This window comes from Rhodococcus sp. 15-2388-1-1a (assembly GCF_002259145.1).
Taxonomy (GTDB): domain Bacteria; phylum Actinomycetota; class Actinomycetes; order Mycobacteriales; family Mycobacteriaceae; genus Rhodococcoides.
Genome location: NZ_NPFP01000015.1, coordinates 181,141 through 198,052 on the forward strand (window position 1 = coordinate 181,141; position 16,912 = coordinate 198,052).

18 protein-coding genes are annotated in these 16,912 nt (G+C 63.2%); 13 read left to right on the forward strand and 5 right to left on the reverse strand.

What is annotated here, in order from left to right:
• The first annotated feature begins 32 nt into the window (after window positions 1-32).
• The 9 genes from CH302_RS10240 to CH302_RS10280 all read left to right on the forward strand — a co-directional run bounded on the left by CH302_RS10240 (window position 33) and on the right by CH302_RS10280 (window position 6,532).
• Window positions 33-965: a helix-turn-helix transcriptional regulator gene (locus tag CH302_RS10240; protein WP_037195180.1), complete on the forward strand. Its 933-nt coding sequence runs from the start codon at window positions 33-35 to the stop codon at window positions 963-965.
• A 124-nt stretch (window positions 966-1,089) separates the two neighbouring features.
• Window positions 1,090-1,461 carry a VOC family protein gene (locus tag CH302_RS10245; RefSeq protein ID WP_037195181.1) on the forward strand — a complete coding sequence of 124 codons (372 nt, stop codon included), beginning with the start codon at window positions 1,090-1,092 and terminating at the stop codon, window positions 1,459-1,461.
• A 21-nt stretch (window positions 1,462-1,482) separates the two neighbouring features.
• A complete protein-coding gene (locus CH302_RS10250) occupies window positions 1,483-1,803 on the forward strand; it encodes a hypothetical protein (protein WP_141216619.1) in 321 nt (106 codons plus the stop codon).
• A 1-nt stretch (window position 1,804) separates the two neighbouring features.
• On the forward strand, window positions 1,805-2,314 hold the full coding sequence (locus CH302_RS10255) for a putative immunity protein (RefSeq protein ID WP_037195185.1): 510 nt from the start codon (window positions 1,805-1,807) through the stop codon (window positions 2,312-2,314).
• Window positions 2,315-2,354: 40 nt separating this feature from the next.
• On the forward strand, window positions 2,355-2,690 hold the full coding sequence (locus CH302_RS10260) for a hypothetical protein (protein ID WP_037195187.1): 336 nt from the start codon (window positions 2,355-2,357) through the stop codon (window positions 2,688-2,690).
• A 14-nt stretch (window positions 2,691-2,704) separates the two neighbouring features.
• Window positions 2,705-3,178 (forward strand): GNAT family N-acetyltransferase, encoded by a 474-nt coding sequence (locus CH302_RS10265; RefSeq protein WP_037195188.1) that lies wholly within the window; start codon window positions 2,705-2,707, stop codon window positions 3,176-3,178.
• Window positions 3,179-3,201: 23 nt separating this feature from the next.
• Complete coding sequence (locus CH302_RS10270) at window positions 3,202-3,957, forward strand: class I SAM-dependent methyltransferase (protein ID WP_037195189.1); 756 nt, start codon at window positions 3,202-3,204, stop codon at window positions 3,955-3,957.
• 90 nt (window positions 3,958-4,047) lie between these two features.
• On the forward strand, window positions 4,048-4,332 hold the full coding sequence (locus tag CH302_RS10275; RefSeq protein WP_037195626.1) for a DUF1490 family protein: 285 nt from the start codon (window positions 4,048-4,050) through the stop codon (window positions 4,330-4,332).
• A gap of 19 nt (window positions 4,333-4,351) precedes the next feature.
• A complete protein-coding gene (locus CH302_RS10280) occupies window positions 4,352-6,532 on the forward strand; it encodes a heavy metal translocating P-type ATPase (protein WP_052048062.1) in 2,181 nt (726 codons plus the stop codon).
• Here the strand turns inward: CH302_RS10280 and CH302_RS10285 are convergent, their stop codons facing one another.
• The gene (locus tag CH302_RS10285; RefSeq protein WP_371828460.1) at window positions 6,533-7,783 is read right to left on the reverse strand and encodes a KasA/KasB family beta-ketoacyl-ACP synthase; all 1,251 of its coding nucleotides are present in this window, start codon (window positions 7,781-7,783) and stop codon (window positions 6,533-6,535) included.
• A 31-nt stretch (window positions 7,784-7,814) separates the two neighbouring features.
• Here CH302_RS10285 and CH302_RS10290 point away from each other — a divergent pair, with 31 nt between their 5' ends.
• The 4 genes from CH302_RS10290 to CH302_RS10305 all read left to right on the forward strand — a co-directional run bounded on the left by CH302_RS10290 (window position 7,815) and on the right by CH302_RS10305 (window position 10,489).
• Entirely contained in the window at window positions 7,815-8,372 is a 558-nt protein-coding gene (locus tag CH302_RS10290; RefSeq protein WP_037195191.1) for a TetR/AcrR family transcriptional regulator, read from the forward strand.
• Between the two features lie 117 nt (window positions 8,373-8,489).
• Window positions 8,490-8,975 (forward strand): MerR family transcriptional regulator, encoded by a 486-nt coding sequence (locus CH302_RS10295; protein WP_052048063.1) that lies wholly within the window; start codon window positions 8,490-8,492, stop codon window positions 8,973-8,975.
• Complete coding sequence (locus CH302_RS10300; protein WP_037195193.1) at window positions 8,956-9,948, forward strand: aldo/keto reductase; 993 nt, start codon at window positions 8,956-8,958, stop codon at window positions 9,946-9,948. Before CH302_RS10295 ends, CH302_RS10300 begins: the two co-directional genes overlap by 20 nt.
• A gap of 1 nt (window position 9,949) precedes the next feature.
• Window positions 9,950-10,489 (forward strand): cysteine hydrolase family protein, encoded by a 540-nt coding sequence (locus CH302_RS10305; RefSeq protein ID WP_037195195.1) that lies wholly within the window; start codon window positions 9,950-9,952, stop codon window positions 10,487-10,489.
• Here the strand turns inward: CH302_RS10305 and CH302_RS10310 are convergent.
• From CH302_RS10310 to rplI, 4 genes are all read right to left on the reverse strand, one after another.
• The gene (locus CH302_RS10310) at window positions 10,449-10,706 is read right to left on the reverse strand and encodes a DUF3297 family protein (protein WP_037195199.1); all 258 of its coding nucleotides are present in this window, start codon (window positions 10,704-10,706) and stop codon (window positions 10,449-10,451) included. The two genes, CH302_RS10305 and CH302_RS10310, sit on opposite strands and share 41 nt — an antisense overlap.
• Before the next feature lie 76 nt (window positions 10,707-10,782).
• Entirely contained in the window at window positions 10,783-13,329 is a 2,547-nt protein-coding gene (dnaB, locus tag CH302_RS10315; protein ID WP_371828463.1) for a replicative DNA helicase, read from the reverse strand.
• A gap of 616 nt (window positions 13,330-13,945) precedes the next feature.
• Window positions 13,946-16,225, reverse strand: a complete 2,280-nt coding sequence (locus CH302_RS10320; RefSeq protein WP_037195205.1) for a SulP family inorganic anion transporter — start codon at window positions 16,223-16,225, stop codon at window positions 13,946-13,948.
• 231 nt (window positions 16,226-16,456) lie between these two features.
• Window positions 16,457-16,912 carry a 50S ribosomal protein L9 gene (rplI, locus tag CH302_RS10325; RefSeq protein WP_032378698.1) on the reverse strand — a complete coding sequence of 152 codons (456 nt, stop codon included), beginning with the start codon at window positions 16,910-16,912 and terminating at the stop codon, window positions 16,457-16,459.

Sequence of the window (16,912 nt, forward strand, 5' to 3'; positions counted from 1 at the left end):
CTTCTGTCATGTTTTGGTGAGAGACTTTTCGGGTGCGCGCAGACCGCTTGTTGTCCATCGTCATGCTGCTCCAACACCGGGGCAGACTGAATGCTGCCGACATCGCAGCGGAGCTCGAAGTATCGACGCGGACCGTATTGCGCGACATCGAAGCGTTGTCCTCGGCGGGCATCCCGGTCTACACCGATCGCGGTCGCGGTGGCGGCATCAGTCTGCTGCCCGGCTACCGGACCGAGCTGACCGGACTGACCGCCGAGGAGGCAACGGCATTGCTGGCCTCCGGCTCCGGACGAGTCGCGACCCCGGCGTTCGCGCGCGCGATGCGCAAAGTCGCCGCCGCGATACCCGAGGCGCACCGAGCAGCGGCAAGCACTGCATCACAACGGATTCTGGTCCGGCCCGACGGGTTTGCCTATCCCCACGAACCCGAGGACCATCTGCCGGAGTTGCAGCGTGTCGTCGTCGACGGTAAGCGGATACGCGTGTCGTATCGCAATCGTGTCGGTGCGGTAGCCGAGAGAATCCTGGACCCCATCGGACTCGTGTACGCCGGTGATCACTGGTACCTGCTCGCCGCGCGCGACGGCACCGAACGTGTCTATCGAGTATCACGAATGGACAGTCTGGACATGCTCGACGAGTCCGCTGACCGCAGTGATGTCGTGGATCTGGAAGCGGCGTTCACGGCACACTGGAAATCCTTTCGCGCGAGTTTGGCCCACATCGAAATCACCTGCCTCGTGGACGATTCGGAGTGGATATCGTTGACGAAGAACGTAGTTCGAGTGATCAGCGACGACATGCAGGACGACGGACGGCACCTCGCAGTCATCGAGTTCTCCGGACACGATCACGCCACGGGAGCGCTGTGGCACTGCGGGCCCGGCGTCACTGTGTTGCAGCCGAATTCACTTCGAGACGAACTGGCCCAACGCGCGAGGGCTACTGCGCAGTTGTACTGCTGACATTTCGCGGCCGGGCTCTTCTCGGTATGTGCGATCAGTGTCCACTATTTCTACGCCGATACGCTTTTCCGATTCTGAGCCGAGTTGTGGACACTGAGGTCACCGCCGACCGTATTCTCATGACATGCCGCGAACACACCTCGCTGTAGCGGGGACGTCCATCGACTGCGCCGATCCGGTGCAACTCGCGCACTTCTATCTCGCGCTACTCGGCGGTGAGTTGTTGTGGGAGAACTCCGAGAGCGTTGGGCTTCGCACACAATCCGGCCTGTGCATCGTTGCGCAGACGGTTGAGAACTACATCCCGCCCGTATGGCCCTCGACTTCCATCGTGCATTTCGACGTGGATGCGGGAGGGGACCTTGCCGGATCCGTCGCCTACGCGGTCGAATGCGGTGCCAGGGAAGCAGCAGAGCAGCCGGACCCCCGATGGCGAGTTCTCCTCGACCCCGCCGGCCACCCCTTCTGCATCACCACGGAGGTGTACGACGGTTGACGGGGGCAATAGCCTGAGATGGTGCGCAATCTCGTCGTCGTTCTGCTCCTGTTCGGATTCATTGTCGGATTGGTGCCGTTGGGCTGGTACCTGATCGGCGAAATGACGACGGACCCGAGCGACGTCGTTTACTACGGAAGCTACGAGCCGCTGTACGGAGCCACGATGAGCGATCAAGCCATGGACAAGTTGAATAGACAGTTCCCCTGCCGGTCGCAAGGAGTGTCTTCCACGTGGCTGTATGTAGTCCCCATTGCTACCGCAGCTCTCGGTGCACTGGCCGGATTCGTCCTCGGCAAGTTCGGATTCGTGCTCACGCGCAGGCGAACTCGAGAGGCATGAGGTGGCCGGGACTGCAGAAGTCGAACTGAGCCTCGACGACATTCGACGCGTGACGGCCTTCGCAGCTACCTGCGCCCGACGGGCATTGCCGATCTACGAGATTGTCCACCCCGACGATGTGCGTCCACGCGCGGCAATCGACGGTGCCGAGGCGTTTGCCGAGACCGGCCAGCGCACGGCAGCACTACGCCAACTCGCTTGGGCAGCGCACAAAGCTGCCCGCGAGGTGCCGGCATCTGCGGCCACGGACGCCGCACTGTCCGCAATGCACGCCGCCGGTGCTGCCTTTCTCCATCCGCTCTACAGCCCCCATCAGGTCAAACACATTCTCGGAGCTGCCGTGCATCTGATGCTCGCCGACCCGAAAGCGGCTGCGGAGCAGATCGAATGGGTTCGCAACCACGCCGACCACGCCGTTCGAGCGGTTCTGGGACGATTTCCGCCACCCCTTGCCGGGCGCTCGAGGTTCGGCGTGCTCATGGCCCGACTCGATACCGAATTGCGACGCTGAGCCGTTGCCCATATCGGGGTGCGGTGACAGCATGAAAGGCATGAAGGCCAAAGAACGCCCCTGGAAGCGTTACGGGCTTGCCGCGTTGCTGGCCGCGCTCGCGTTCCTGACGATCACCGACCTTGTGTCCGATCCTTCTGCCTGGAACTGGTCGAAGTTGCTAGTGCTGGTTGTCGCCGGTCTGTACATCTGGTACGGAGAGAGCCGGACCCGGACGTCTCCTGAGAAGATCGGACCCGAGGCCGTACCCGCCGGGGATGTCGAGGCAGTGGTCGCAGAATCCGGCAGAACTGTCCACGCCATCAAAGCGCTGCGAGAGATGCATCCCGGTCTCGGTCTGCTCGATGCGAAGAATCTCGTTCAACCGGACCACTGACGGAGGACAAGGCGATGACATCGGCCAGCGGTACACGTGCAGTGCAGGATCCCGCCGAATTCATCGAGGCCGCAAGTCTGTTGATCGATTTCAATCGTGAATACGACTACCCGGTGCCCGAAACTGATTGGCTTGCCTCACATCTCGACACTCTGGTGAAGTCCGGCGACACCAGCGTGCTGACATTCGGGGCTCCCGCCATCGGGGTGGCCGTGCTGCGATTTCGGATCGGTACGCTGAGCGCAGACCTGGAGGCCTATCTCGCCGAGTTCTACGTCCAGCCCGGTCTGCGCGGGAAGGGTTACGGCACAATCTTTCTCGACGCCGTCATCGAGCACGCGCGCGGCAGGGGTGCCACCTACATGGACCTCAACACCTCCGAGGACGACGAGGCGGCGCGACACGTGTACGAAAAGCGTGGCTTCGACTGTCACGAAGGCCAGGGCAACGGACCCAAGGCTCTGTACTACGAACTCGAACTGGACTGACGCAAGAGATGTAGCCTGGTCATATGGTTAGCCGAGATAACAGCTCGACGTCGTTCGGGACCGTCGCCGACGTGTACGAATCTGCTCGCCCCGACTACCCGTCGGCCGCGGTCGAATGGCTGCTGGAATCCGTTCTCGAGGCCGGCGAGCGTCCTCTTGTCGCCGATGTCGGAGCCGGGACCGGCAAGCTCACCCGCATCATCACCGCCGCCGGGTGCGATGCCGTCGCCGTCGACCCTGATCCCGCCATGCTCGACGCCTTGCGCGACGCGGTGCCCGGCGTTCCCGCCCACGTCGGCAATGCCGAATCCCTCCCGCTGGACGACGGGAGCGTCGATGCCGTTCTGCTCGGACAGGCCTGGCACTGGGTCGAGCCAGTGGCCGCGTCAGCCGAGATCGGCCGGGTCCTCCGCCCGGGAGGCACCCTGGGACTGATCTGGAATATTCGAGACGAATCGGTGCCGTGGGTTCGGCGACTGAACTCGGTGGTCTCGCGCGGTGGAGCGCTGGCCATGTTCGACGACGGTCCGCCACCGGTCGCAGAACCGTTCCATCAGCTCGACGAAAAGCGGTGGACGTGGTCTCGCACGGTGACTCGGTCCCAGTTGACCGACCTGGTCAAGTCGCGCAGTTTCTACATCACCGCGACCACCGATGAGCGCAACGGCATCGATCGGAATCTCACCGCACTGTTCGACGATGTGGGACTGACGGGATCGACGACGATCGAACTGCCCTATGCAACAAAGGCGTTCCGCGCCACACGGCCGATCCGATAATTCTTCCCCCACTCCGGAGTCGCCACAGCCGAGCAAAACGAATATGATTCCCAATAAGTGGGTATCGGTTCGAGTTCGAGGAGCTACAACATGGCGTTTCCGATCATCGTCGCGAAGGCAGTATCGACGGTCGTGACAGGCGCAGTCGGCGTCGCCGCGTACAACGGCGCCAAGAAGCTGTACGAGAAGACTCCCGTCCGCAAGGCTGCGGTATCGGCAACCGAACTCGGACTTCGCGCCGCACGGAAGGCCGAGATCCACGCCGAGTCCGCACGTTTGGCCGTGTCGGATGTCGTCGCCGAGGCACGCGACCGGCTCGGCGAAGAAGTACCGCCGCCCTCGGCCACCGAAGTCGGCCACGGTCACTCGCACTGACCACGGCAGTCGACCGACTATGACGACGCTCGTCGAACACCCGCTCGGTGTGGCTCCCGACCGCGCAGACGGCATCGAAGTCTTGTCCGACGCTGCCGGCCGGATGCGGATTCGCGTCGACTGGCTGAGGTCGAGTCCAGGCCGCGCGGTCGCCGTCGAAGACCATGTGGACAAGATTCGCGGCGTGCGGGCCGTCCACGCGTACCCCCGCACCGCGTCGGTTGTCGTCTGGTACTCCCGCTCCCGCATCGACCGGGCCGAGCTGTTCGACGCGGTGAACGCGGGTCGCACGACCGACTGGGGATTGGTACCCGTACGTAGCCCACGGTCTGCGGACGTCACCAGCGGCGACGTCCTACGGATGACCATAGGCGGCGCGGCTCTGATCCTTCTCGGCTTCCGTCGCTACGCCTTCCGGCGACCACCCATCCTCGGCCCCACCAGCCGTGTCGTGGCCACCGGAGCCACCATCTTCACCGGTTATCCGTTCCTGAGAGGAGCACTCCGCTCGCTGGCCGGAAACCGATCGGCCGGCACCGACGCGCTCGTCAGTGCGGCGACCGTGGCCAGTCTCGTACTCCGCGAGAATGTCGTTGCCTTGACTGTGCTGTGGCTGCTCAACATCGGCGAGTACCTGCAGGAGCTGACGCTCAAGCGCACTCGCCGCGCCATCTCGGATCTTCTGACCGGCACGCAGGACACCGCGTGGATTCGGCTTCCCGACGGTTCCGAGATCTCCGTCGATGTCGATCGGTTGGAGATCGGCGACGAGGTCGTCGTGCACGATCACGTCGGCGTTCCGGTGGACGGGACCGTCGTCGACGGGGACGCGGTGGTCGACCAGTCGGCGATCACCGGCGAGACATTGCCGGTGGCGATCGTCGCAGGCGACCGCATCCATGCCGGATCCGTTGTCGTCAGGGGCCGCATAGTCATCCGCGCGTCTGCGGTAGGCCGAGATACGACGATCGGCCGCATCATCTCCCGCGTCGAGGAGGCACAGGAAGACCGCGCTCCGATTCAGACTGTAGGAGAGAACTTCTCGCGTCGCTTCGTGCCCGCGTCGTTCATCCTGTCGGCCCTCACCCTTCTTGTCACCCGCGATGTCCGACGAGCGATGACCATGCTGCTCGTCGCATGCCCGTGCGCGGTAGGCCTGTCGACTCCGACGGCCATCAGCGCCGCCATCGGAAACGGTGCTCGCCGAGGGATTCTCATCAAGGGTGGATCGCATCTGGAACAAGCAGGCAGGGTCGACGCCTTCGTGTTCGACAAGACCGGAACCCTCACTGTCGGACGCCCCGTCGTCACCAATGTCGTCTCGTTCCAGGACGACTGGGAGCCGGAACAGGTGCTGGCGTACGCCGCCAGTTCCGAGATCCACTCACGGCATCCGCTGGCCGAGGCCGTGATTCGCAGTACCGAGGAACGCCACATCGTCATCCCTCCGCACGAGGAGTGTGAGGTGCTCGTGGGGCTCGGGATGCGCACGGTCGCAGATGGCCGGACCTTGCTGCTGGGCAGTCCTTCTCTACTGCGCGGCGAAAGTGTGGACGTGTCCGAGTATGCGGCCGACTGGGTCTCGCGACTTCAGCGGCAGGCCGAGACCCCATTGCTGCTCGCAGTCGACGGGGTGTTGGTCGGGTTGATCAGCCTGCGCGACGAGGTCCGGTCGAATGCTCTGGAAGTGTTGAATGCGCTCCGTGCCGACGGTGTGGAACGCATCGTCATGCTCACCGGAGATCACCCCGAGACCGCTGCGGCCGTAGCCGCCGAACTGGGCATCGCCGAGTGGCGAGCCGAGGTGATGCCCGATGACAAACTCGACGCCGTCCGCAAGCTCCAAGAAGAGGGATACGTCGTCGCCATGGTCGGAGACGGCACCAACGACGCTCCCGCCCTGGCCGTCGCCGACATCGGAATCGCAATGGGATTGGCGGGCACCGATGTTGCCGTCGAAACGGCCGATGTAGCTTTGGCCAGCGATGATCTGACACGGTTGCTCGACGTTCGCGATCTCGGCCGACACTCGGTGTCCGTCATCCGACAGAACTACGGAATGTCGATCGCAGTGAACGCGCTGGGCCTCGTGGTCAGCGCCGGTGGAGCACTGTCTCCGGTACTCGCCGCGATTCTGCACAACGCATCCTCGGTCGCGGTGGTCGGCAACAGCTCGCGACTTATCCGATACCGAATCTGATCAGTAACGTCCGAAGGCAAGGGCGACGTTGTGCCCGCCGAACCCGATCGACGTGCTCAACGCGTAGTCGATCTTCTTGCTGCGCCTCGAACGAACGACATCGAGATCGATTGCAGGGTCCTGATTGTCGAGGTTCAGCGTGGGCGGTGCCACCGAATCACGGATCGACAGCATCGTGAGAATCGCCTCCAGTGCGCCGACTGCACCGATGGAATGACCGAGTGCGGACTTCGGTGCGTAGACACACGCATGGCCGACAGTGGCGGCAATGGCCTTGGCCTCCGACAGATCACCTATCGGAGTCGCGGTTGCATGTGCATTCACGTGACCGATGTCCCGAGCACTCAAACCCGCTGCGCTGATTGCTTTTTCCATTGCCTTGCGAATTCCCCGACCCTCCGGATCGGGTGCCACGATATGAAACCCGTCCGAGGTGATGCCGGCACCCAGCAGCCGGCCATGAATCTGTGCACCACGAGCCACGGCATGCTGTTCCGACTCGACGATCAACAGCGCTCCGGCCTCCCCGAACACAAACCCGTCTCGATCACGATCGAAGGGCCTCGACGCGCGAGTCGGTTCGTCGTTGCGAGTGCTCATGGCACGCATCATCGAAAAGCTCGCGATCGGTACGGCATCGATATTCCCCTCGACGCCGCCCGCGATCACGACGTCCGCTTCGCCTGTTGCAACCAACCGCCACGCGTGAGCCAGAGCTTCCGAACCCGACGAACACGCCGATACCGGCGTGAACACCCCCGCACGGGCTCCGACCTCGAGTCCGATGTGAGCTGCAGGCCCATTCGGCATCACCATCGGCACCGACATCGGCGACACCTTTCGGTATCCACCTGCCCGCATCGCATCGACGGCCCCGATCAACGCGTCACCGCCGCCCAACCCGGTGCCCACTGCCACGGCGAGTCGATCCGGATCCATATCCTTCAGCCCTGCATCACGCCAGAGTCGTCGTCCGAGCACTACCGCCAGCTGCTCGACGAAGGACAGTCTCCGCTGCTCCACGCGGGTCAGATGATCGGCCAGTGCCATCTGCAACACCCCGCCGATGCGAACAGGAAGGTCGTAATCCGAGACGAACGCACTCTCGAGGGGGCCGATCCCGCTGCGACCGTCGAGCAAGCACTCCCAGGTGGTGTCGGCGTCGTCCGCCAGCGCCGTCGTCGCAACGTACCCGGTGATGACTACGTTGCGCCGCGTTTGTGTAGCGATCGGTTCACTCATGGTGTTCATGAATACATGTAGCGACCGGTACAGTCAACTCATGGCCCGTCCCCTCGATCATGACAAGCGTGCCGAGCTGCTCGGCCGCGTCGTCGACTACATCGGCACCCATGGTCTCGACGACTTGACACTTCGCCCGCTCGCCGCCGAACTCGGTACCAGCTCTCGAATGCTGATCTACTACTTCGATTCTCGTGAGAACTTGATCGTGCAGGCATTGACCAGCCAGCGACCGGCGTTCGCCGAAATGTTCGGCGACGTCGACACTGCCGACCAGCTCGAGAAACGATTGCTCGAGTTGTGGAAGTCCATGTCCGACGGTGGCGACGAGGTCAGCTCACGAATCCTGATGCAGGTCATCGGCATTGCGTCCATCAAGTCCGGCGTACTCGCGGACTTCGCGCGCGACAGCGTTCGGGCACTGACCGACGCTTTGGCCGCAGCGATGGCCCGTTGTGGGATGGAATCGTCCACGGCCTCAGTGCAGGCGACAACCGTGGGGGCCGGATTCCGAGGGCTGCTGCTCGACCGTTTCACCACGGGGGATTCCGAACGCACCGATGCGGCCGCCGCCATGCTCTTTCGCGGGCACACCTGAGCGTGGACGAGGCAGCTCTCGCGCGGGAGCAGTACGACTCGATCCACCGGACAAGTGTGTGATCGTTGCCGATTTCGGCTTGCGTTGGAGTGCACTCGAAGACGTAGCGTCTGGTCCATGACCGCAGCACCGCATTCACCGGCCGCGACCGATACCGAGGACGTGAGTATCGGAATCGCCGAGATGGCCGAGTCCTCGGGGCTGACGCAGGACACGCTGCGTTGGTACGAGCGGGAGGGCCTGATACCCGAGATTCCTCGCACGGCGATGGGTAGACGCGCGTTCAGCCCGCGACTGGTCGCACTTGTGCAACTTCTGGTTCGTCTTCGGTCGACTGGGATGCCCACGGCCGATATGCGCCGATTCGTGATTCTGGTGAACCTTGGCGCGTCCACGGATCAGGAAAGGATCGACATTCTGAGCGCGCACCGGGTACGGGTCGACGAGAAGCAACGTCGGCTCGCCGAAGCGCGGTCCGCGCTGGAAACGAAGATCTCGCACTACGAGGACCTGATCGCACAGGGTCGCGACTGTGATGGTCTTGCGGTCATACCCCCATCAGTCAACGAGCACAGGAGCATTCATGTCGATTCCCACTCGTAACGTCCCGGCACTCGGACGCAATGTCGGTGCCATCGGCCTCGGTTGCATGGGTATCAGCTGGGCCTATACCGGTGCCGATACCTCCTCGGACACTGCCGGTGCACCGATCCTGGCGCACGCCCTCGCGTCGGGTATCGACTTCTTCGACACCAGCGACGCCTACGCCGCCGGACACAACGAGAGGGTCGTCGGCCGCGCTCTGGCCGGGACGAATGCAGTGATCGCCACGAAAGCCGGATTGGTCGGGAACACCGACGGCGGTGCGCCTGTCCTGACCCGAAACGGGACGCCGGAACACCTCACGCAGGCCTGCGACTCGAGCCTGCGGAACCTCGGTGTGGACACCATCGATCTGTACTACCTCCACCGCGTCGACGACCAGGTGCCGATCGAGGACTCCTGGGGAGCCCTGTCCGAATTGGTGGCGGCGGGCAAGGTGCGCACCCTCGGTCTCAGCGAGGTCACCGTCGAGCAAGCACGGGTGGCCCACAGTATTCATCCGGTCGCTGCGGTGCAGTCCGAACTATCTTTGTGGACTCGAAACGCATTGGGGCAGGGCACTACACACGACGGTGACCCCGCGGGAAACATGGTGGAGTGGACGGGTGAGAACGACGCGGTGTTCGTGCCGTTCTCGCCTCTGGGGCGAGGGTTCCTCACCGGTTCACTCGACACCGCCGCACTTCCGGCGACCGACATGCGGTTGGCGCTTCCCCGATTCTCCGGAGCTGCGGCCGAACAGAACCTATCGATCGTCCAGGTGGTTTCCGCGGTTGCATCGAGACACAACTCCACCCCTGCCGCTGTGGCATTGGCCTGGGTACTCGCCCAAGGTCCCCATGTGATTCCTATTCCCGGAACCACCGATATCGGACACTTCGACGCCAACCTCGCGGCACTCGAGCTTCAGCTCACCGCGCAGGATCTCATCGCGCTCGACGATGCACCCACCGCAGTCGGATCTCGATACTGACATGACGCGAACGGCGCTGTTGGAGATCGACTTTCAGCCCTGGATCATAGAGCTCGGACACGACCCCGGCGCCTTGGCTCGCGCCGGATCGGTCCGTGACGCTCAGCGAGCGGCGGGCGCACTGGTGGTGTGTACTCGATATCTGAGCCGCGATGCTGCCGATCCGCTGCGTTCCGACCCGGCGAGCGACGGTGCCCGCTTTCACCCGTCGATGACGCCTCTGCCGGGAGACCACATCGCAACGAAGTTCGACCGCGACATCTGGTCCAACCCGGATCTGGACGCTCAGCTGAGACTGGTCGGAGTGCAGCACCTGATGATCACCGGGTACCTCACAGACTTTGGGGTTCGCATTGCCGCAGAACGCGCGTGTTCACTGGGCTACCGCGTCACGGTGCACTCCGCTGCCTGCGCGGGATCGACCGAAGACGAGCATCAGCGGGCCCTCGAATCCATAGCGGCAGCCGGGGCCACCCTCGACTGGACCCCGGCGAAGCCCGCTACTTCGCGTCGCGGAAGTACGGTTCGACAGTGCCCTTGAGCTTGACGAGCATGGGATTGCCGTAGCGATCCTTCGCGGTGGGGACTTCGACTCGCACCCAACCCTCGGTCACGTTGTACTCGCGAACACTGGTCTTCTCGACGCCATTGAAGCGAATACCCACGTCCCGGCGAAGAACCTCTTCGTTGTAGAAGGGGCTCCGCGGATCGATCGCGAGGTGATTCGGTGGAACGTCTGCGTTCTGGTCCTCGGGCATGATTACTTTCGTCGATTGCTGCGTTGGGTGCTTGGTTGGATCCACAGAGAGAATACGCGACCCAGCGCTGTCGGCCCTAGCCCCGCGCCATGTCCACGAATCTCGACAGGTGAAGCTGGTGTGCCACAGTGATTGTCGCGGTCGGACCGTTACGGTGCTTGCCGAGAATCAAGTCGGCCTCACCGCCGCGGGGGTCGTCGCGCTCGATTGCGTCGGGGCGGTGCAGCAGAATGACCATGTCGGCGTCCTGCTCCAGTGAGCCGGACTCACGAAGATCCGAGACCATCGGCTTCTTGTCGGTTCTCTGCTCCGGACCACGGTTGAGCTGGCAGACCGCGACCACCGGGCATTCGAGTTCCTTCGCCAACAGCTTGAGCTGACGCGAGAAGTCGGAGACCTCCTGCTGACGCGACTCGACCTTCTTGCCCGACGACATCAGCTGAAGGTAGTCCACCACAATGAGTTTCAGGCCGTTGCGCTGCTTGAGGCGACGGGCCTTGGCGCGGATTTCCATCATCGTCAGGTTCGGAGAGTCGTCGACGAACAACGGCGCTTCGCTGATCTCGCTCATTCGGCGGGCCAGCTTGGTCCAGTCGTCGTCGGTCATCTTTCCCGAACGCATGTCGCCGAGCTTGATCTTCGCCTCGGCGGACAACAGTCGCATAACGATCTCGGTACGACTCATCTCCAGAGAGAAGATGACACTGGGCATGCCGTGCTTGATGGAGCACGAACGCATGAAGTCCATAGACAGCGTTGAGTTGTGAGTCGGAATCATCGACTCGCTGGCGAGATACAGATGCTCTGCGTTGTCGACCTCGACACAGCGAACCGGAACCGAATCGACTCGGCGAACGTCGACGATGAATCGGGATCCCGACCTCACGGTAGATCCGGCAGCGCGGCGTTCCTTGTGCAGTATCTGCTTCCGGTGCAGACCGAACACCACATCGTCCGTCGCGAACGTCAGAGTGAACGCCGTCGACGACGCTTCGCTCCGACCTCGGACCCTCTTGGTCGACAATTGCACGCGATAGCCCAAACTGACGATCAGCTCGCGCGCCCCGAGAACGAGCCGCTCACTGGTCACCGAGAACTGAACCGAGCCGCCCGCGGTCACCGTGCCGTCGGTGTCGAGGAGTCCCGCCAACAACGCACGTCGTTGGGCCTCGGAACCACGGAGGTAGTCGATGGGTACATGCTTGTCGCCCAGTACGCCGATCGTCCGTAGTCGCGCCTGCACGGTCCCGATCGAGCTGCGGCATGCCTGGCAGCGGTGCAAACCGGTCGTCACCTTGCCGCAGTCGATGCATGTCGGTGCAGCGACCGGAGCGGACATGAAGCGCGCTTTGCCTCCGCACGATTGGCCGCAGGTACGCACATTGAGCGGAAACGGCACGAACTGCTTGCCGCAGACGACACAGTCCTTTGCCTCTACGACCTCGGCAGGAAGTTTGATCGAGTATCGGAGTGCGGCTTTCTCCGACGCCACCACGTGCAGACCTTCGCCCTCTATTCGGGCGATGATTTCAGGGTCAGCGCTGGTGATCTGCGCGCAGGCCGACGTTCCATCTCCCAGCCATGCACCCATGGTGTACGGCGGCACCAGAAGCTCACGCTCGGGCAGCTGAACGGCCTCGGTATTGGTGACCGAGTGATTGATGCGTGCATCTTTCGTCGGACAGCGCACCGAGTTCGCGATTTCTTCGGTGGTGCGCACAGCAGCGAAGGTTTTCTGATTACGAGTCCGGTTGTAGTTGACCGCCGCAGCTTGTGCCGACTTGCGTGACGCCCTGGTCTCGGTCAACCACTGATGCTCAGCGTCGGCGACGATGACTGTGCCGTCGGAGAATTCGACTTCGTAGCACGGTCGATCGAGCATGACGTCCGTGGCCGCCACGACTCTGGTCGGCATGCCGTGGGCATCGATGAGGTGGTCACCCACCGCCACCTCGCCCATCGTGGTCCAGCCGTCGGGCGTCGGAAGCGGCGTGTCGAGGGCGAGCGCCTTACCCACGCCAGGTCTAGCCGCCACGATGATCATCTGACCCGGGTGCAGGCCGTTGGTGATTTCGTCGAGTTCGGCGAATCCTGTTGGTACACCGAGGGATATGCCGCCACGGCTGGCGATGGAGTCGATTTCGTCCATCGTGGGCTGCAGCAGTTCCTCGAGGGGGAGGAAGTCCTCGGAGGTCCGGCGTTCGGTGACCTCGTACACCTCGGCCTGCGCGCGGTCCACGACCTCGGCGACGTCCTGTCCGTCTGCTCCGGCGTAACCGAACTGCACGATGCGAGTCCCGGCCTGAACGAGGCGGCGCAGAATCGACTTCTCTGCGACGATCTCGGCGTAGTACCCGGCATTGGCTGCCGTCGGCGTCGTCTGCGTGAGGGTGATCAAGTACGGAGGGCCGCCGATGCGCTTGAGCTCACCGCGACGATCCAGCTCGGCCGATACGGTCACCGGATCGGCAGGCTCACCGCGGCTGTAGAGGTCGAGGATCGCGTCGTACACGTTCTGGTGAGCCGGCCGATAGAAATCGCCCGGACGAAGCACCTCGAGCACGTCGGCGATGGCGTCCTTGCTCAACAGCATGCCGCCCAGCACGGACTGCTCCGCGGCCATGTCCTGTGGGGGCTGGCGACCGAAATCCTCGCCGGGTCCCTCGCTGGACGAGGGGCCGGAGTAGTCGGACTGTCCTCGATCGTCCACAACTGCCACGCGAACCGGCCGTCCTCTCCCCATTGTCGTCGGCATCGTCGGATATCACCCGGCGGTGCGGTGTAGCAAGTTCTACCCCCGGGCACCGACAAGCTTTCTCGGCACCGGATTCGCACTGTCCCGTCGCCGCTGCACGGCATCGAGAGAGACGCTGCACGGACGTTAAGCGCTATCGGCAGGAGTCACAACATGGCTTGTGGATGAAACTGTGCATGAAATGTGGATGGTGTTGAACAACCGTGTTGACCGTCTGGGGATAACCTGGGTATAACTTTCCGAGTTTCTCCCTTTTCGGCAGGTCAGAGCGTGTACATAAAGTTTTCTTCCTGTGCATCGATTCTGGATCGGCGTGTCGGCCGAATTGACAGCTCGGGCGTGTTGAGTAAATACCAGGTGAACCCGAGGGTGAACTGGGTCACAGCGACTGGGAAGCCTCACAGAAACAGACCAACGTCCCGTTCAAGCCCGAGGGGCCCGATTCCGGGCTTGGAATCGGGCCCCTCGATACTGCCGACGAAACTCAGCCGACCGTCTCCTGTTGGCACTTCGCCGGGTCCAGCACGGTGACCTCCTTGGTACCGATCTGAAGCACTCGTGCCGAGGGAATGTCGAAGAACAGTCCGGTGATTCGCAACCGCCCCTCGGCGTTGGCTCGGCCTACGACGCGATGACGAGTGAGCGTCTGCAACTGCACCGCCACGTTCACCATCGCGAGTTGATCCGCCTCACCGAAGCCGAGCTCCGCCGCCTGACGACCCACCACATGCCCGCTGCGGTACGCGTCGAGGCTTGCCACCCCGTACCCCAACCACTCCGCGACGGACGCGTCCGCAGCGTTCTCCGGCCCACTCAGCACCGCCTTCATGGCACCGCAGCCCGAGTGCCCGCACACCACAACCGACGAGGTGCCCAGCTGATCGACACCGAAGGCCAGCGCCGCCTCCACCGAGCAGTCCTGCCCCTGAGTGGGCACGAGGTTGCCCATGTTTCGGACGGTGAACAGATCTCCTGGGCCGCTGCTGGTGATCGTGTTCGGCATGACGCGCGAATCCACACAGCACAGAAACAGAGTGTCGGGATCCTGGTTGTCGGTCAGACCCTCGAGGTGCGGACGTATGTTGGGGGCGTGCGTGCGGTGGTACTCCGCCACCCCACTCAACACCGGCCGCAGAGCAGCAGGCGAATCTTCCTGCGCAACATCGCTCTTGAGCTGCCATGCGCGCCACGGCGCCAACGAGCTGCGTACCGTCGCGGATCCGCGCTTGGGCGGACCCTCCGCAGCAGCCGCCATCGAGGCGGTGCCCACCTCTTCGACCTTCACGGTGCCGCCGCCGAGTTCGTGCTGACGCATCCACTCGTTCAGGGCGTCGTGCACGGCGTGATCGAGGAAGTCGACGCCCAGATGCACGGTGACGGCGGTGCCTGCGGGCACTGTGGAGAGCACGTGCGTCAATCGAGGGAGCGCAAGGAAGCTCAACGAACCCTCGGTGGTGACACGCCAGGTGCCGTCGACCGTTTCCTCGGCCCTGACCTTGGCCCACACGACACGGCGCAGCACGAGGATGATCGACAGTGCCAAACCGATCAACACACCCTCGAGCAGGTTGAGCGCCACCACTCCGACGACCGTGACCGCGTAGACCGCGATGTCTCCGGTCTTGTTGGCAATCTTGATGTCCGCCAGCTTGATCAGCTGCACACCGATCATCACCAGCAGTCCGGCCAGAGCGGCGAACGGAACCAGTTCGACGATCGAGATGAACAGTACCGAGAAGATCAGAATCCACACGCCGTGCAGAATCGCCGATGCACGAGACTTGGCACCGACCTTGACGTTGGTGGCACTGCGCACGATCACGCCGGTGATCGGCAGACCGCCGATGGCACCGGAGGCCATGTTGCCTGCGCCCTGAGCCATCAGTTCCCGGTCGAAGTTGGTGCGCTCACCGCTGTGCATCTTGTCGACGGCCACCGCGGAGAGCAAACTCTCGACACTGGCGATCAACGCGATGGTGATGACGCCGGTCGCGAAGGCACTCCACTGCCCGTCGGGCATGATCGGGAAGCTCAGCGATTCGATCAGGTTGCCGGGCAACTCGATTCGTTCGACATCGAGGGAGAAGAAGATCGAGACCGCGGTGGCGGTGACCACTGCGACCAGTGCGGCCGGCACCTTGGTGACCTTGGCCAGCACGCCGGACAACCCGCCCAACCGTGGCCAGGCGAACATCAGCACGACGACGATTCCGCCGACGATGATCGACGGCCACTGACCGTTCGCGACGGACGTGGGGATGGCCAGGATGTTCTGGACTGCCGAACTTTCGGATTCTCCTCCGAGGAGTACGTGAATCTGTTGCAGTGCAATGGTTATACCGATTCCGGCGAGCATCGCATGCACCACGACTGGCGAGATGGCCAGCGCACTGCGCGCAATCCGGCTCATTCCCAGAAGAATCTGCACAGCACCGGCCAGGACCGTGATGCCGCACGTTACGCCCCAACCGAATTGGTTGACCAGCTCGGCAACCACGACGGTCAGGCCTGCTGCCGGGCCGCTGACCTGCAGCGGTGATCCGCCGAGGATCCCGGCGAGGATACCGCCGACCACCGCGGCAATGAGACCGGCCATGATCGGCGCTCCCGATGCGACGGCGATACCGATCGAAAGTGGCACTGCAACAAGGAAAACGACCAGCGAGGCCGGTACGTCGTATTTCAGGATCGACCCGAAGCGAGACTGCGGCTCGGATCGGGTCTCGGGACTGGGGTCGGAATCGGGTTCCACGGTCGTGGTCACGGCAGCGTTCCTCCGGGCGTCTAGGCGTCAGGTGATTCGTCGAGATGGTCCTGCTGTTGTGTCGCCCCTCAGCAAAGGTTACGCAAAGCTCTGCCCATAGGCTCCTAGAGAGAGATCCTTCACAATTCGGAAACCGTTGCGGCAGTTGAATTTTGTGAGAAGACACGAAAAAGCCCCACGAACCCTTGGTTCGTGGGGCTTTCCGGTGCCGTAACGGGCCGAAAGCTGAAATCAGCTTCCGACGACCTCCAGCTTGAACTTGGCGGTCACGTCGGGGTGCAGGTTCACGACGATGTCGTGCTTGCCCGTGCTCTTGACGTGAGCCTTCGGCAGATCGATGCTGCGCTTGTCGACGACCGGGCCACCGGCAGCCTTCAGAGCAGAAGCGACGTCCGACGCGGTGACCGAGCCGAACAGCTTGCCCGAGTCGCCCGCGGTCTTCACGGAGAGCGTGACGGCCTCGAGGCCTTCGATGGCCTGCTTGAGCTCGTTGGCGTGCTCGAGGCCGCGGACGGCACGAGCTTCCTGAGCGCGGCGGATGCCGTCGACCTGCTTCTGAGCTCCACGGGTGGCCTGGATGGCCAGTCCGCGGGGCAGCAGGAAGTTACGGCCGTAGCCGTCCTTGACCTCTACGGTGTCGCCAGGCGCACCGAGGTTGTCCACATCAGCGGTGAGGATCAGTTTCAT

Coding starts and splice junctions, on each gene's coding strand:
- CH302_RS10245 (WP_037195181.1), top strand. CDS start 1,090: ATGCCGCGAACACACCTCGCTGTAGCGGGGACGTCCATCGACTGCGCC.
- CH302_RS10260 (WP_037195187.1), top strand. CDS start 2,355: ATGAAGGCCAAAGAACGCCCCTGGAAGCGTTACGGGCTTGCCGCGTTG.
- CH302_RS10265 (WP_037195188.1), top strand. CDS start 2,705: ATGACATCGGCCAGCGGTACACGTGCAGTGCAGGATCCCGCCGAATTC.
- CH302_RS10270 (WP_037195189.1), top strand. CDS start 3,202: ATGGTTAGCCGAGATAACAGCTCGACGTCGTTCGGGACCGTCGCCGAC.
- CH302_RS10275 (WP_037195626.1), top strand. CDS start 4,048: ATGGCGTTTCCGATCATCGTCGCGAAGGCAGTATCGACGGTCGTGACA.
- CH302_RS10280 (WP_052048062.1), top strand. CDS start 4,352: ATGACGACGCTCGTCGAACACCCGCTCGGTGTGGCTCCCGACCGCGCA.
- CH302_RS10285 (WP_371828460.1), bottom strand. CDS start 7,783: ATGAACACCATGAGTGAACCGATCGCTACACAAACGCGGCGCAACGTA.
- CH302_RS10290 (WP_037195191.1), top strand. CDS start 7,815: ATGGCCCGTCCCCTCGATCATGACAAGCGTGCCGAGCTGCTCGGCCGC.
- CH302_RS10295 (WP_052048063.1), top strand. CDS start 8,490: ATGACCGCAGCACCGCATTCACCGGCCGCGACCGATACCGAGGACGTG.
- CH302_RS10300 (WP_037195193.1), top strand. CDS start 8,956: ATGTCGATTCCCACTCGTAACGTCCCGGCACTCGGACGCAATGTCGGT.
- CH302_RS10305 (WP_037195195.1), top strand. CDS start 9,950: ATGACGCGAACGGCGCTGTTGGAGATCGACTTTCAGCCCTGGATCATA.
- CH302_RS10310 (WP_037195199.1), bottom strand. CDS start 10,706: ATGCCCGAGGACCAGAACGCAGACGTTCCACCGAATCACCTCGCGATC.
- dnaB (WP_371828463.1), bottom strand. CDS start 13,329: ATGGCCGCGGAGCAGTCCGTGCTGGGCGGCATGCTGTTGAGCAAGGAC.
- rplI (WP_032378698.1), bottom strand. CDS start 16,912: ATGAAACTGATCCTCACCGCTGATGTGGACAACCTCGGTGCGCCTGGC.